General features: G+C 36.6%; 13 protein-coding genes and 1 other RNA gene. 7 read left to right on the top strand and 7 right to left on the bottom strand.

What is annotated here, in order from left to right; all coding sequences use genetic code 11:
- The first annotated feature begins 75 nt into the window (after positions 1-75).
- Positions 76-969 (top strand): YihY/virulence factor BrkB family protein, encoded by an 894-nt coding sequence (locus NDQ75_RS10200; RefSeq protein ID WP_202027374.1) that lies wholly within the window; start codon positions 76-78, stop codon positions 967-969.
- Positions 970-974: 5 nt separating this feature from the next.
- Here NDQ75_RS10200 and NDQ75_RS10195 read toward each other — a convergent pair whose 3' ends face one another.
- Both NDQ75_RS10195 and NDQ75_RS10190 read right to left on the bottom strand, forming a co-directional pair.
- Complete coding sequence (locus NDQ75_RS10195; protein WP_242513615.1) at positions 975-1,364, bottom strand: acyl-CoA thioesterase; 390 nt, start codon at positions 1,362-1,364, stop codon at positions 975-977.
- A gap of 4 nt (positions 1,365-1,368) precedes the next feature.
- Positions 1,369-2,421 carry a glutaminyl-peptide cyclotransferase gene (locus tag NDQ75_RS10190; RefSeq protein WP_202027372.1) on the bottom strand — a complete coding sequence of 351 codons (1,053 nt, stop codon included), beginning with the start codon at positions 2,419-2,421 and terminating at the stop codon, positions 1,369-1,371.
- Positions 2,422-2,510: 89 nt separating this feature from the next.
- Between NDQ75_RS10190 and ffs the strand changes: the two genes are divergently transcribed.
- Both ffs and fsa read left to right on the top strand, forming a co-directional pair.
- An RNA gene (ffs, locus tag NDQ75_RS10185) (signal recognition particle sRNA small type) lies at positions 2,511-2,609 on the top strand.
- 130 nt (positions 2,610-2,739) lie between these two features.
- A complete protein-coding gene (gene fsa / locus NDQ75_RS10180; RefSeq protein WP_202027371.1) occupies positions 2,740-3,396 on the top strand; it encodes a fructose-6-phosphate aldolase in 657 nt (218 codons plus the stop codon).
- A gap of 192 nt (positions 3,397-3,588) precedes the next feature.
- Here the strand turns inward: fsa and NDQ75_RS10175 are convergent, their stop codons facing one another.
- On the bottom strand, positions 3,589-5,001 hold the full coding sequence (locus tag NDQ75_RS10175) for a TlpA family protein disulfide reductase (protein WP_202027370.1): 1,413 nt from the start codon (positions 4,999-5,001) through the stop codon (positions 3,589-3,591).
- A 165-nt stretch (positions 5,002-5,166) separates the two neighbouring features.
- On the opposite strand from NDQ75_RS10175, the gene NDQ75_RS10170 reads away from it, so the two are divergent.
- Entirely contained in the window at positions 5,167-6,789 is a 1,623-nt protein-coding gene (locus NDQ75_RS10170; RefSeq protein ID WP_202027369.1) for an ABC-F family ATP-binding cassette domain-containing protein, read from the top strand.
- 146 nt (positions 6,790-6,935) lie between these two features.
- Here the strand turns inward: NDQ75_RS10170 and NDQ75_RS10165 are convergent, their stop codons facing one another.
- A complete protein-coding gene (locus NDQ75_RS10165) occupies positions 6,936-8,048 on the bottom strand; it encodes a TlpA disulfide reductase family protein (RefSeq protein ID WP_202027368.1) in 1,113 nt (370 codons plus the stop codon).
- A 125-nt stretch (positions 8,049-8,173) separates the two neighbouring features.
- A complete protein-coding gene (locus NDQ75_RS10160) occupies positions 8,174-8,671 on the bottom strand; it encodes a hypothetical protein (RefSeq protein WP_202027367.1) in 498 nt (165 codons plus the stop codon).
- A gap of 160 nt (positions 8,672-8,831) precedes the next feature.
- Between NDQ75_RS10160 and NDQ75_RS10155 the strand changes: the two genes are divergently transcribed.
- On the top strand, positions 8,832-11,729 hold the full coding sequence (locus tag NDQ75_RS10155) for an FAD-binding and (Fe-S)-binding domain-containing protein (protein WP_202027729.1): 2,898 nt from the start codon (positions 8,832-8,834) through the stop codon (positions 11,727-11,729).
- An 11-nt stretch (positions 11,730-11,740) separates the two neighbouring features.
- Here NDQ75_RS10155 and NDQ75_RS10150 read toward each other — a convergent pair whose 3' ends face one another.
- Positions 11,741-12,541 carry a hypothetical protein gene (locus NDQ75_RS10150; protein ID WP_202027366.1) on the bottom strand — a complete coding sequence of 267 codons (801 nt, stop codon included), beginning with the start codon at positions 12,539-12,541 and terminating at the stop codon, positions 11,741-11,743.
- Positions 12,542-12,577: 36 nt separating this feature from the next.
- On the bottom strand, positions 12,578-13,408 hold the full coding sequence (locus NDQ75_RS10145; RefSeq protein ID WP_202027365.1) for a UDP-2,3-diacylglucosamine diphosphatase: 831 nt from the start codon (positions 13,406-13,408) through the stop codon (positions 12,578-12,580).
- A 188-nt stretch (positions 13,409-13,596) separates the two neighbouring features.
- Between NDQ75_RS10145 and aroC the strand changes: the two genes are divergently transcribed.
- Together aroC and NDQ75_RS10135 are read left to right on the top strand one after the other, a co-directional pair.
- Positions 13,597-14,667, top strand: coding sequence for a chorismate synthase (gene aroC / locus NDQ75_RS10140; RefSeq protein ID WP_202027364.1), 1,071 nt, complete (start codon positions 13,597-13,599; stop codon positions 14,665-14,667).
- Positions 14,668-14,701: 34 nt separating this feature from the next.
- On the top strand, positions 14,702-16,129 hold the full coding sequence (locus NDQ75_RS10135; protein WP_202027363.1) for a dicarboxylate/amino acid:cation symporter: 1,428 nt from the start codon (positions 14,702-14,704) through the stop codon (positions 16,127-16,129).
- Position 16,130 lies beyond the last annotated feature (1 nt).

The following is a 16,130-nucleotide window of genomic DNA, read 5'->3' as shown; positions in this document are numbered from 1 at the left end:
AATCTTTTGTAGATTGTTTAACAGCTTTTCTTTTATTTTAAAACTATCTTTAAGTGTACTTTTACCAAATAACGTATGAAGTTAAAACCCTCTTTTAAATTAATTAAGAAAACATTTTCTAATTGGCTAGACCTAGATCCATTTGCTAAAAGTGCCATTATAGCGTATTATACTTTATTTTCGCTACCGTCATTGTTGCTAATTGTTATTTGGGTTACCAGTATTTTCTTCGGAAGGGATGCCGTGCAAGGTCATATTACACAAGAATTTTCCAGTTTGATTGGCTACGAGCCCGCAAAAGCCATAGAAGGAATGATTAGCAGTGCCAGCATCAATAGTAATTCTACCATCAATATTATCATAAGTGCAGGAACATTGATTTTTGGTGCTACAGGGGTGTTTTTTCAGTTACAAAAAACATTAAATACGATTTTTGATGCGGAAGAAGAAAATTCTAATTTCAAGCAGATGGTGATAGACCGTTTAGTTTCCTTTGGAATGATAATGGCCATTGGATTTCTTTTGATAATTTCCCTGTTAGTATCAGCTGGGATTTCTGTTCTGAACAATTACATTCGGGACCATTATCCAGACATTGCTTCCATGATTGTTAGCTTCCTTAACTTTTTAGTTTCCATGTCGGTGATAACCATTTTATTTGCCGCCATTTACCGCTTTTTACCAAACCGAAGAATTAAGTGGAGAACAGCTATTACCGGAGCCTCAGTAACCACATTGTTATTTTTATTAGGTAAGTACTTAATTGGATTTTATTTCGGACAAGCCGCGCCAGCTTCTGTTTACGGAGGTGCTAGTTCCGTAGTGTTAATTCTACTTTGGGTGTATTACACCGGACTCATTTTCTTTATGGGGGCTGAATTTACCATGGTGTATTCCGAGCATCGAGAAGAAAAAAAATCATCGCAACAAATTGAAAACACATCTTCAGCGGAGCAGGAGCCGATATAGTTTGTTTAAGTGAACAAACTCTTTAATTCATCCGTAAGTCGAATAGGGCGTTTACTGTTATTATCTATCAAGCACCATTCGGTTTTGCAGTTTACCAATAGTTTTTCTGTGCTATGATTATATATTTCTACTATCCTAGTAGATGTAACTCCATCTGCCTTTTCAATGTATGTTTTTAGTAAAATCTCATCATCTAAAAAAGCTTGCCCTTTATACGTTACATGATGGGAAAGTACCATCCAAATGTAATTATCAAGCATTTCTTGGGTAGCTTCCGTCTGCCAATGTTCTTTTGCTATGTCTTGGGCCCATTGTAAAAAACGTACGTTGTTTACGTGCATTAAATCGTCTAAATCCTCTTCCTGGACTACAATACGTTGTGTGAATTCTTTCAAAGCTTTATTTTTTCTCTTTAATGGTAACTTCAAACATTTTACTCCAGTTTTTTCCGGTAACAAAAAATGTTTCTGTAGTAGAATTATATGCAATTCCGTTGAGTACATCTAAATTTGCATGTTGCTTCACCTTATCTTTCAATCCCCTAAAATCGATCACGCCAATGATGCCACCTGTTTTGGCGTCAATAATCATGGCGCTGTCTTTTAGGTACACATTCGCATAGATTTTTCCATCTACATATTCCAATTCGTTGGCTTTATTAAAAACCGATGTGTTAGTAACTGTTTCTATAAAATCAACTTCTTCCAAAGTTTCGGGGTCTAAAATCCAAATTTTATCGCTACCATCACTTTTGTATATTTTACTCCCGTCGGGAGTGTGCGTAAGTCCCCAGCCTTCTTTACTTTTTCCATACCTAAAAGACCCTGTCTTCTCAAAATCTTTTAAATTAAATATAAATCCAGTACCTGCCTGCCAAGTGAGCATATAGATTTTGTCATTTAGAATTGTGATTCCCTCGCCAAAATAAGCATCGTCTAAATCAATTTTTTGAAGGACTTCACCTGTTTTATAATCTACTTTCCGAAGGGAAGAGATGCCTTTTCTTCCAGTGCTTTCGTACAACGTATCGTTATGGAACTCCAATCCTTGAGTATAAGCTTTTATATCATGCGGAAAAGTGTTTATGATTTCATAAGTGTACACTTTTGGAGCTTCAGGAGCAAGAACCGTAATATTTTTGGTGACTTCCGTCGACGTTCCCTCATAATAAACCGTAGCACCCAAAGGCTGGATTCCTAGTCTGTCTGAATTTAAAGTCAGAAAGCCATTTTTTAAGTTTACCTTTTTTCCATTCATTTTGTAGGTAACCGAATCAATTTCTTTATTTTTTCGATTCTTCACATCGACTTTCACGGTCTTCCCATGTTGAATTTTATCCGATTTAGCATCCAATTCAATGGAAAATAAATTTTTTTCCGAAGAAATTTTAGAATTACAGCCACCTAAAGTAGCCATTAAAAAGCTGACGATTAAAAACTTATAAGAATGCATGTTTTTTCCTTTAATTTTAAGCAAGGTATTTAATTAAATTAAGATGATAAAATTATTGCGCAAAGATAAAAAGTTTGTAAATTTGCACCCGGCAAGTCCTACACGACCAGCTCCTGTAGAATCCCCCAGGGCGGGAACGCAGCAAGGGTATACGGTCGTAGCGGTGCGATGTAGGTAGCTTGCCTTTTTTTGTGCCTTTTACTTTCCTTCTCCTTAATTATATTATAACTTTGTAATGCATATTTGTTTTTTATGTTTAAAAGACAAAATAGTGCAGTATCTTTACTGAATAATAATTTATTTAAAAGAATATAAATCATGAAGTTTTTTATAGACACCGCCAATTTAGAGCAGATTAAAGAAGCTGAAGCACTTGGTGTTTTAGACGGGGTTACTACAAACCCATCTTTAATGGCAAAAGAAGGAATTACAGGAAGAGATAACATATTAAAGCACTATGTTGATATTTGCAATATTGTTGAAGGAGATGTTTCTGCGGAAGTAATTGCTACAGATTACGACAATATTATAAAAGAAGGGGAGGAGCTTGCCGCTTTACACGAACAAATTATCGTAAAAGTTCCTATGATAAAGGATGGTGTAAAAGCAATTAAGTATTTCTCTGACAACGGGATAAAAACAAACTGTACGCTAGTTTTTTCTGCTGGACAAGCATTATTGGCTGCCAAAGCGGGTGCTACGTACGTTTCTCCTTTCATTGGAAGACTTGATGATATTTCTACGGACGGACTTGGTTTGATTGCCGATATTCGTATGATTTATGATAATTACGGATTCGAAACAGAGATTTTAGCTGCTTCTGTGCGACACACAATGCACGTTATTGATTGTGCGAAATTAGGAGCTGATGTAATGACAGGGCCACTTTCTGCTATTACAGGTCTTTTAAACCATCCTCTTACAGATATCGGTTTGGAAAAATTCCTTGCTGATTACAAGAAAGGAAATCAATAAGGAAAATTATAAAACACCTTTTGTAGATAAATGGTAGGTGTTTAATTGATATATAAAAGCCGTCCCAATTGGAGACGGCTTTTTTGTTTGTATTAATTTTCGATTCTTAGAATAGATTCTTCAGAAGAATTTTGCTATAAAATGAGCTTTGAACTTATTGAAATTGCTATTTCCGAAATTGGTTCGATGCTCCTAATTCAATCTGTTCCGTAAACTGTTTTCCAGTTCTTTTCGGTGGTAGATGTTTCCAAAGCCTTCAATAATCTTCCCGTTCTTATCAACGATTATAATTTTGTTTAAGCTCTTAATCACCAAAGTAGCCAAAAGCTCATCGATATCGTCCGTTTGATATTGTGTTAACGTTTCGCCATTTTCTGTGAGATGGAGGAGATTTTTAACCCATTCATCTCTGTCTTCATTTACATTAATTCCTATGTAATCATATTCAGGATATTCCTCTTTTAGCTTTGCTATCCTATTTAAAACATTTACACGGTGATTTTTTTGATTGATATCCCAGAAGTAAAATACCGTGTTCTTTTCGTAAGCAGTAGAGTCAATTGTTATTTTATTTCCTTCCATGTCAACCAATCGAATGGATGGAAGTGTTAATCCTTTTTGAAGATTCTGTACGTTTTTATAAAAATCGGTTACTTCTTCTATATGTTGATTATCTGAAGCGTATTTATTAAAAGAATCAATAAATTTTTCATTGTTATCAACCGAATTATCACCTAACAAATACGTGAAAGCAACATTACGATTCAGATTATCCCGAATAGTTTTGTTTTCGGCAACTTTATCATTTATCAATTTTAGTTTGTGGATACTGTAATGTAAAGATTTTTCTAAATTATCTACATCTTCACATTTTTTAGCGCATCCGGTATAAGCCAAATTATTAAAATGAGTGATTAAATAATTAAAATAAGGCCTATAATAAGTAAGCAACGTATCGTTGTAGTCTACTTGGTTCCTAAAACTGTAAAAGTTTTTAGGTAGTTTTGGTATTGTTTTAGAACCGCTTTTTCTTTTATGAATAAATGGATACTCCTCCATGTCGGTAAAATACCTATAATCAATGGCTTTATTTGCAATATGCATGGCCATAGGAGATAGTGGGTCTGAAGCATTAATATCTGTAAGCAACTCTTCCTTCATTTTTTTTAAGGAATCAATTTTGAACAGAAATTCTTTTGGTGGTAATTCACTAAAATCATTCACAACTTTTTCTTCATCTTCATAAATAAGAAAGACGTCAATAAGAAAATTATTTTTTGCTGCTCCATTTCCAGAATATACCAAAGACTCGTCAAAATCCAACGTATTGAGACGCATCAAAAGGCTATCACCTTTTTCTAAAATAATGTATTGGTATTCTTTATGGTCAAAATGGTAAAGTCCTTCTTTAAGGTCGGTGATTTCAAAAGAAAAGCGATTGTTTTCACTTAATTCAGCAGAGTCAATTCGTTCATTGTTATGGTGTAAGTACACATAATCCATATTTGGATTTACAATTTCCCCAGAAAAGTAAGCTTTAGTGGGAGAATTGGAACAACTGCAGGTGAGGGACGCTATAAGTAACGTAATTAAAGTATACTTCATATAGAATATGATGTTTTTAAGCACCAGTTAAAACAAATCTATAAAAGCAGTAGAAAGTTTAATGTTAAGAGGAAGTTAAATAAACGTTTTTAACGTTTGCATAAGTACCGCTCATGTTCCTTTATTTTGTTACTTTTGCGCACGAATAACTTAAAACAATTGTGAATGTTATCAGTTTCTAATTTATCTGTACAATTTGGGAAAAGAGTTTTGTTTGATGAAGTAAATGTGAACTTCACCCAAGGTAATTGCTACGGAATTATTGGCGCCAATGGAGCCGGAAAATCTACATTTTTAAAAATCCTTTCAGGAAAGCAGGATGCTACGAGTGGGCATGTTCATTTGGAGCCTGGGAAAAGAATGTCGGTTTTAGAACAAGATCACTATGCATACGATAGTTATCCAGTTTTAGAAACGGTTTTAATGGGGAACAAACCTCTTTTTGCCGTAAAAAAAGAAATGGATGAACTCTACGCAAATTATTCTGATGAAAATGCCGATAGAATAGGGGAGCTACAAGTACAGTTTGAGGAAATGAACGGTTGGAATGCCGATAGTGATGCTGCTGCATTATTATCAAACCTTGGGATTTCAGAAGACTTGCATTATACTTTAATGAGCGATTTGGACGGGAAGCAAAAGGTGCGTGTGTTATTGGCACAGGCCCTTTTTGGAAATCCCGATGTACTCATCATGGATGAGCCTACGAACGACTTGGATTTTGAGACTATTACTTGGCTGGAGAACTTCTTGGCCAATTATGATAATACTGTAATCGTAGTATCTCACGACCGTCACTTTCTGGATGCGGTTTGTACCAATATTGTTGATATTGACTTCGGGAAATTAAATCTTTATAGCGGTAACTACACTTTCTGGTACGAAAGTAGTCAACTTGCAGCAAGACAAAGAGCACAGCAGAATAAGAAAGCGGAGGAAAAGGCTAAAGAGCTAAATGAGTTTATTCAACGTTTTAGTGCCAATGTTGCTAAAAGTAAACAGGCTACTTCAAGAAAGAAAATGTTGGAGAAATTAAAAGTAGAAGATATAAAGCCCTCCAGCAGACGCTATCCAGCCATTATTTTTGAAAGGGAGCGAGAAGCTGGTGACCAAATATTAAATGTAGAAGGATTGTCAGCCAGTATTGATGGTGAGACCTTGTTTAGCGGTGTAGATATTAACTTGGCAAAAGGTGATAAAGTAGCTATTATTTCTAAAGACTCCAGAGCAACCAGTGCTTTTTATGAAATAATCAACAACAACCTGCAACCAGATTCAGGGAAATTCCAATGGGGAATTACTACCACTCAGGCTTATCTTCCTGCGGATAATTCTGCTTTTTTTGATAACGACGATACCCTAGTGGATTGGTTACGACAATATGCCAAGACTGAAGAAGAAAGAGAAGAAGTTTTTGTTCGCGGATTTTTAGGAAAGATGCTATTCAGCGGTGAGGAAGCACTAAAAACTGGGCGAGTACTTTCTGGAGGTGAGAAAGTTCGTTGTATGCTAAGTAGAATGATGATGATTCGTGGAAATGTATTAATGCTAGACGAACCAACAAACCACTTGGATTTGGAAAGTATTACGGCATTTAATAATTCTTTGAAGAAATTCCCTGGCACGATAATGCTTACTTCGCATGACCATGAATTTACACAAACCATTGCCAATAGAATTATTGAACTAACACCTAATGGTACGATCGATAGGTATTTATCTTTCGATGATTATATGAGTGACGCTTCAATTAAAGAGCAACGAGCAAAAATGTACGAGAAAGCTTAATGCTATATCATACAAGTCTTAAAAAAAGCCTGCTGAATTTTCCAGCAGGCTTTTTTACTTTAAACTTTAAATATTCATTACGGCACAAAAAAAAGCCCGATAATTAAAATTACCGAGCTTTTCTATTTTTAGTATGTTTCTGCTAATTAATTCAGTAACGAAGCTACTTTTTCATTCAGAGCTTCTCCACGAAGGTCTTTAGCAATTATTTTACCTTCTTCATCTAAAATAAAGGTTGCTGGAATAGAACGAATATTGTATTCTTGAGCAATAGGGTCTTGCCAGAATTTAAGATTTGAAATATGCGTCCACGGCAAATTGTCTTCTTCAATCGCTTTTTTCCAGTCTTCTGCTTTTCTGTCCAAAGAAACCCCAACAACGTTAAGTCCTTTGTCATGATATTCTTCGTAAAGCTTCACTAAGTTTGGGTTTTCAGCACGACAAGGCTTACACCATGCAGCCCAGAAATCTAAAATGGTTACTTTCCCAAGTGAACCTTGTAAAGAAGCTGTCTCGCCTTCCGGAGTAGGACCTGAAAAATCAGGGGCGACCGAACCAACAGAAAGCTTGTTTGCTTTTCCTAATTCCTCAGAAATACTTTTACCCATTTTGGTATTTTTCACTTCTTCGGATAAACTATTAAACAAAGCTGCTGCTTCTTCAGAATTCTTAGAACCTGTACGCATCATTTGTTGAATAACCAACAAAGAGATGTAAGAATCAGTATGACTTTTTACGAATTCTTCTTCGAAGTTGCGTGCTTCTTCCTGCGTTTCTTCAAACGTTTCTTTTAATGTGTTTAAGGTAACAGTGTCACTTTTCTGTTGTGCTTCCAATCCTTGCTTTTGAATGGATTGCATTTTCTTTCTGATGTTTCTGGAGTTTTCAACAAAATCATTAAAGTCCTCATTAGATGGAGTTCCTTGAATTTTTGAAAAGTTTAAACTGTCTTTATAAGCAGTTACATCAATAGTTCCTTCCTCTAAAATAAGCGGTAATACACCTTGAATTCCTTCAAATAATAAATAGTGTAGTTGCGGACTTTCAGCTTTTCCCGAAAACTCAAAACTACCTTCCTTTACTTCTAATGTGTCGATAACCTCAGGGCGTTGGCCATCCACGGGTTTTTGTAGGTAAACTTTTTTCCCATCTTCCACGCCATCAACACTTACATTCACCTTATATGTTCCTTTTTCTGTTGCTTTATTACAGGCTACCAAAGCTACCAGTAATAAAAGGATACTTCCTATTTTTTTCATTAATTAGTATTTATAGTTATTTCTGTTAGTTACAAAGTTAAAATTTCATTTTAATCCTTAAAGACAATTAACAAAAAAAGCCCCGAACATCGAAAATTCGGGGCTTGACTTGTATTATTACACGTTTAGAACTGGTAACGAATCCCTAAGGCGATATCAAAATCAAAATCGTCATCAAAATCGTTGAAACCAACTTCTGGTCTAAAGTCAAGAGACAACAAGAGCGGAATATTGAAATTGTACTCAATACCAATGTCACCGGCTACAAATCCATATGCGCCACCGTCATCATCGTCGTCGTCAAAATCGTCATATCTATCGTCGCGATCGTATGCGCCGAGTCCACCACCAGCACCTACATACCAATTAAAATCGCCTTCAATTGGGAAAACCCATTGGTACAATCCCGTTACGCGGAAAGCGTCATATTTATCACTATCTCTCCATCCTAAATCAAATTCAAGACGGTTATTATCACCAATCCCTCTTTGGTAAGAAATTTCTGCTCCAAATCCGTCACCGTCTCCTAATCGGAGTCCGAGTGCATTACGAGCGATTTCTTGTGAATATCCCATTGTTGCAAACCCAATTGCTAAAACACTAAATAAAATTAGCTTTTTCATAAGTTGTTTTTTAATTTTTTTAATTTGGTCAAATGAAATTCACCGTAAAATACTCTGGTCGAAATCAACCTAGTATTTTTGGCCATTTCATAAATTTAGTTTTCGATCTGTATTAGATACGTAGCTAAAATAATTTAAAGATTACACAGTTTTGTTAAATATATCCAAAAATAGTTTAGACACTTTAGCTGAAAAGCTTTCAGGAGACTTGTTTTTTGACAATCTCCATAGAACAATTTACGCCACTGATGCTTCCGTTTATCGTGAGTTACCGTTAGCAGTTGCTTATCCTAAAAATACAGAAGACATCAAAAAAATTATTGCGTACTGCAATGAAAATAAGGCTTCTTTAATACCACGAACGGCGGGAACATCGTTGGCTGGACAGTGCGTAGGAGATGGAATTGTTGTGGATGTTTCAAAGAATTTCACAAAAATAGTATCGCTTGATAAAGAAGATAAGACAGTAACCGTGGAACCAGGAGTAATAAGAGATGAATTGAATTTATATTTGGAGGAGCACGGCGTATTTTTCGGCCCGAACACTTCAACGTCCAATCGTTGCATGATTGGCGGTATGGTGGGCAATAACTCAAGCGGAACCACTTCGATAAAATATGGCGTTACACGCGACAAGGTTTTGGAGATTGAAGGAATTTTGAGTGATGGAAGTGAAGTGGTGTTTAAAGAAATCTCTTCGGAAGAATTTCAGCAAAAATTAAAGCTTGATAATTTAGAAGGAGAAATCTACAGAAATATATATAAAGAGCTTAAAGCTGAAGGGATAAAGGAACAAGTAATTCAAAACTTTCCGAAACCGGAAATTCACCGAAGAAACACAGGTTACGCTATTGATGAATTGCTGAAGCTAACGCCGTTTACTGAAAATGAAGGAAGATTCAACATGTGTAAGTTACTTTCTGGGAGCGAAGGAACGCTCGTTTTCAAAACCAAAATAAAGTTACAGCTCGATGAGTTAATGCCTGCCCACGCTGTGATGATTGCAGCTCACTATAAAAGTGTGTCCGATTGTTGCGCGTCAGTCCATCCTGTGATGCAACACGATTTGTATTCCTGCGAGATGATGGATAAGGTGATTTTGGATTGTACAAAAAACAATAAATCACAGCTCCCAAATCGATTTTTCATTGAAGGTGACCCCGAAGCCATTTTAATGCTCGAACTGCGAGATGAAAACAAAGAAGCATTAGAGCTCAAAAAACAGGCGCTCATCAGAACTTTGGACGATTCTGGGCTGAGCTATGCAAATCCTGCCCTCTATGGCACTGAAATTAATCAGGCTGCAGAACTTAGAAAAGCCGGACTAGGACTATTAGGAAACATCGTTGGCGATAAAAAAGCAGTGGCCTGCATCGAAGATACGGCAGTAAGTATCGACGATTTAAGCAATTACATAACAGAGTTCTCTGCCATCATGGAAAGTTATCAGCAAAAAGCTGTCTATTATGCGCACGCCGGGGCCGGGGAGTTGCATTTACGACCTATTTTGGACTTAAAAAAGAGTGAAGATGTGGCTCTTTTTCGGCAAATAACTACCGATGTTGCCCATTTGGTGAAAAAATATGGAGGCTCCATGAGTGGGGAACATGGAGATGGAAGGGTGAGAGCTGAGTTTGTGGAAATGATGATCGGTTCTGAGAATTACAACATGCTTAAACGTATCAAACACACATTTGATCCGAATAATATTTTTAATCCAGGAAAAATTGTGGATAGTGCTCCTATGGACACGTCTTTGCGCTATAAACCTAATAGACAAGAACCAGAGATTGAGACACTGCTTGATTTTTCAGACTCGTTGGGGATTGTTAGGGCCGCTGAAAAATGCAACGGAAGTGGCGACTGTAGAAAAACACATCTTTCCAGCGGCGCTATGTGTCCCAGTTATCATGCAACAAAAAATGAAAAAGACACGACCAGAGCTCGCGCAAACGCATTGAGGGAGTATTTAACAGTATCTGAAAAGAAAAACAAATTCAATAATGAAGAGCTGAAACAAGTTTTTGATCTATGTATCAGTTGTAAAGCTTGTAGCAGTGAATGTCCGAGTAATGTAGATGTTGCTACTTTGAAAACTGAATTTTTGTATCAATATTATAAAGACAATCCGCCTAGTCTTCGAGACAAAGCATTTGCTTACAATACTGAATTGAACAAATGGGCGAGTAAGTTTTCTTTTGTAGCCAATAGTAGTTTTTCTGGAAAAATTATTAAAAACATACTTGGAATCGCTCCTGAAAGACATTTGCCAAAAATTGAAAGTTTTAATTTCAATAAAGAAATTCAAACTATTAAAAATAAAAAGGTTACGGATAAAAAAGTATTGCTCTATATTGATGAATTTACTCAGTATTTAGACACCACTGTTGGAAAAGATGCTATTGAATTATTAACTGCGCTAGGGTATGATGTTTCATTATTTTATGGAGAAAGTGGCCGTACATTTATATCAAAAGGATTTCTTGGGCAAGCTCAAAAACTAGCTAATAAAAACACTGAAAAATTAAAGGACTTAGTGAATAGCGATTTTCCAATTTTAGGAATAGAACCATCCGCTATATTATCGTTTAGGGACGAATACCTTCGTATGGTTAACGACAAAGAATCAGTAAAAAAACTAGCATTAAATAGTTTTCTGGTAGAAGAATTCCTTTCCGAAGAAATTAAAAAAGGAAATATTTCCACTGAGATGTTTTCCGAGGAATCCAAAACCATAAAGTATCATGCCCATTGCCACCAAAAATCACAGTCCAATACTAAAGTGACTTTTGATATACTGAATCTGCCCAAGAATTTTTCTGTTACCATGATAAATGCAGGATGCTGTGGTATGGCAGGCTCTTTTGGGTATGAAAAAGAGCATTATGCGACTAGCATGGCTATTGGGGAATTGCGACTGTTTCCAGCGGTAAGGAAAGCGCCCAGCGACACCATAATTGTTGCTAACGGGACAAGTTGCAGGCATCAAATTAAAGATGGAACGGCTCGGGATGCAGCACACCCAATTACATTGTTAAATAGTGTGGTAAAAAAGTAAGCGAACAACTATCACTTATGCGAATAGGTTGTAATTCGTTGAGTTATAACCTCCGATTTTCTCTTTGGAATATCTAACGGTAAATCCACTTCGTCAAGGTTGCTAAGCTCATATTCTATGCTCGCTTCATTATTAATGATACCAACTCCTGGAGCAAAGTATTGCGTAGAAATAATCACATCCTGAGGTACGAGTATTGGTACGGTTATAGGAAAACCTTCTATTGTAGTTGAAACCGTCGCTTCCATATTTACTGTTATGGAAGTTTTAATTACATTGTTGTACTCTAAATTGAAAAAGGAGAATTCTTTAAAAATGTTCTCTGTTTTAGAAGTGATGTCGTAGTTAGCTTCAATTGTATATTTCCCAATAGTATAAGTAGTATTGCCTGTGCTTTTGTACATGTCGTTGCCCACTGGATTTTGAACGTCTAATAAAACTAAATCCTCCAGAGGAATGGTTATGCCCGGGAATAAATCCGTAAAGCTTCCATTTAAAATAAGTTTGTTCTTAGTTTTATGCAACAGACCGTCACTCAATACATTGGTTAAAAATCCATATTTCGGACTGTTTGCCTGAATTTTATAATGAATTTCACCTGCAATCAAGGTATCTTTGGAAACCCAAAGACTATCATTGCCGGAAGTTTCTCCGTCCACCTCGTAATTCCAATTATTGGAAATTTCCAAAGGAAAATAATTTTCGTTATCTATTTCTTCCAGCAAATCCTCGGAAACAGACTCGCTGCTGGAGCAAGAAACTAAAACTAGAGTAGTAAATAAAACGAGCAAGGGGTAACAACTTCTTTGCATGCAATTTGAGATTTCTTCAAATATAGAAATAAAATCTTATTTTTTGCCTGTAACGGTAATTGCAGCCAATAACTCTTTGTAATTCATTGTTTTTAAGTCCTCATCAGAATAAAACGGACTTAATTTATCTTCATTGAAGTGATATAATTCCCAACGTTTGTCGTGATATTCCAATGCGGTTAAATTTTCAATCCAATCCCCAGAATTTAAATACAAACAAGTGCCGTGTTTATTTACCTTTCTAACCATCTGCGGCTGGTGTATGTGTCCGCAAACCACATATTTGTAGTTGTTTTCAATGGCAAGGTCAGAAGCTACTTCCTCAAAATCGTTTATGTACTTAACGGCCTTTTTTACACTGTTTTTAATCTTTTTGGACAAAGAATACTTTTCTTTCCCAAGTCCGACCAAAATCCAATTTATAAATCTGTTAATAAGGATTAGAAAGTCGTATCCCCATCCGCCAAGTTTTGCGATCCATTTCGTGTGTTGAATGGAAGCATCAAAAACGTCACCATGGAAGATCCATGCTTTTTTTCCGTCTAAATTGAGAATCAACTTATCCAAAATATGAATATTCCCCATGGCAACATCGCTAAATTTCCGAAGCATTTCATCATGATTCCCAGTAATATAATACACTTCGGTACCTTTGGTGGAGAGATCTATAATTTTTTTGATGACCTGAAGATGGTTCTTGGGGAAATACCGTTTCCTAAATTGCCAAATATCTATTATATCACCGTTTAAAATGAGTTTTTTAGGGGAAATGCTATTTAAATAGGAGAGGAGTTCTCCGGCATGGCAACCAAAAGTTCCCAAATGCACATCGGAAATAACTACAACATCTAGTTTACGTTTTCTCAAGTGAACTTAATTTTTCTGGTTACTAAATTCGTAAACAACGCCTTTTATGGTATTACCTGACAATTAATTATTTATGATAAGATTGTTAAGTGTTGAGTTTTTTAACAGTTTTATATTAATGAATGATTAAGCATAATTAATTTTTGTTTCTCTTTTTTAAGATTTACATTTGTCAAAATCAAAATTTTATGGCAGGAAATTCCTTTGGAAACCTCTTTAAGTTAACCACTTTCGGCGAGTCTCACGGGGAGGCTTTAGGCGGAATTATAGACGGATGCCCAGCAGGCATCTCTTTAGATTTAACCAAAGTACAACTAGATTTAGATCGACGTAAACCAGGGCAATCTGCCATAGTTACGCAACGAAAAGAACCCGATGAAGTACGTTTTCTATCCGGTATATTTGAAGGAAAAACAACCGGTACACCAATAGGTTTCGTTATAGAAAACACCAACCAGAAATCCCACGATTATTCGCATATAAAAGACACATACCGACCTTCCCATGCCGATTACGTATATGAGAAAAAGTACGGTTTTAGGGATTACCGCGGTGGCGGAAGAAGTTCTGCAAGGGAAACAGCCAGTAGGGTTGTTGCTGGTGCTATTGCCAAGCAGATGCTTCAACAGGTAGAAATCAATGCATTCGTTTCTTCCGTAGGAGATATTCATTTAAAAAAGCATTATAGTGAACTTGATTTAGCGAATGCTGAAAAAAATATAGTTCGTTGTCCAGATACCGAATTGGCTTCGGAAATGGAAAGTTATATAAAACAAATTAGAAAAGAAGGCGATACCGTTGGCGGTGTGGTTACTTGTGTTATTCAAAATGTACCGATTGGTCTTGGCGAACCTGTCTTTGATAAATTGCATGCAGAACTTGGCAAAGCCATGCTTTCTATCAATGCCGTTAAAGGTTTTGAGTACGGTAGCGGATTTGAAGGTGCCAGCATGAAAGGAAGTCAGCATAACGATTTGTACAACGAGGATGGAACAACAAAAACCAACTTTTCCGGTGGAGTACAAGGGGGAATTAGCAATGGAATGGATATTTATTTTAGAGTAGCCTTTAAACCCGTTGCTACCATTATGCAAAATCAAGAGACCATTAATCGCGAAGGGGATAAAGTAGAAATGCAGGGGAAAGGAAGACATGATCCTTGTGTAGTTCCCCGCGCGGTTCCTATTGTTGAGGCCATGGCAGCATTGGTTTTAGCAGATTTTACATTGATAAATAACAGTTATCAACATACTAAATAGTTATATTTATTAACCGTTTTTAAATCGTACACATTTGAAGAAATTAGCACTACATTGGCAAATAATTATTGGTTTGGTTCTTGGGGTTGTGTGGGCAATTCTGTCCAGCAAACTAGGATGGAGTCAGTTTACCATAGACTGGATAGCTCCTTTCGGAACCATTTTTATCAATCTATTAAAACTTATTGCCGTTCCGTTGGTGCTTTTTTCTATTATCAATGGTGTTGCCAATATTGGAGATCCATCCAGTTTAGGTAGAATGGGAGGGAAGACACTCCTCGCTTACTTAACAACTACGGTTTTGGCGGTTGGCTTAGGGCTCCTATTGGTGAATTTAATTAAACCTGGTAAACTTATTGATGAGGAAAGCCGAATTGATAACCGCATTAGTTATGAGCTTTGGGCAGCATCAGAAAATCTTCAAATAAAAGATGGGGTTAATTACCTGCAGGATCCTATGTTTCTAGATCGTGCGCAGAAGATTTCAGATCTATCCCGTGCCGAACTAAAAGATGCTTCCGTTAGCGAAAAAATGGAAACGGCCAATGAAACCAAAGAATCTGGTCCGCTTCAACCTTTGGTAGATATAGTTCCCGACAACATCTTTACTTCGCTGGGAGATAATGGATTGATGCTTCAAGTTATTTTCTTTGCGCTTTTCTTCGGAATAAGCCTTCTGTTCATTCCGGATGATAAATCCAAACCTGTAATGGCGTTTGTGGATGGAACAATGGAAGTCTTTCTGAAAATGGTAGAGTTAATTATGAAAGCGGCTCCATTCTTTGTATTTGCGCTATTAGCAGGTGTGGTAAGTAAAATGGCTGGAGATGATATAGGGAAAGTAATAGAAATTTTTAAAGGATTGAGCTGGTATTCCTTAACCGTATTTTTAGGCTTGATTTTGATGATATTCGTGGTATATCCAGGAATTTTCAAAATATTCATCCGGGTGGTTTCCTATTTTGGATTCTTTAAAGCGGTGAGTCCGGCGCAAACACTGGCTTTTTCAACTTCAAGTAGTGCTGCGACACTTCCTGTTACGATGGAGTGTGTTGAGGATAATCTTGGTGTAGATAAAAAAATAACAAGCTTTGTATTGCCTATTGGCGCCACCGTTAACATGGATGGAACCTGCCTTTATCAAGCGGTTGCTGTGGTGTTTTTGGCACAAATGCACATGATAGACCTTACTATCGGTCAGCAATTAACTATTGTATTAACTGCAACGCTGGCTTCTATAGGTTCCGCTGCGGTACCGAGTGCAGGTTTGGTAATGCTTATTATCGTGCTGCAGTCAGTTGGTTTGAATCCTGCTTGGATAGGAATTATTCTTCCTGTTGATAGGATTTTAGACATGATACGTACCGTGGTGAATGTAACAGGAGATGCAACGGTTTGTTCCTTAATCGCTAAAAGTGAAGGAATGCTTCACTACGAAGAAAAACCTGTGGAAGCAAAATAAT

The organism is Galbibacter mesophilus, assembly GCF_023721415.1.
In the GTDB taxonomy this organism is placed as follows: domain Bacteria; phylum Bacteroidota; class Bacteroidia; order Flavobacteriales; family Flavobacteriaceae; genus Galbibacter; species Galbibacter mesophilus.
Note: the sequence above shows the minus strand (reverse complement) of the source record. Positions and strands in the feature narration are given on the sequence as shown.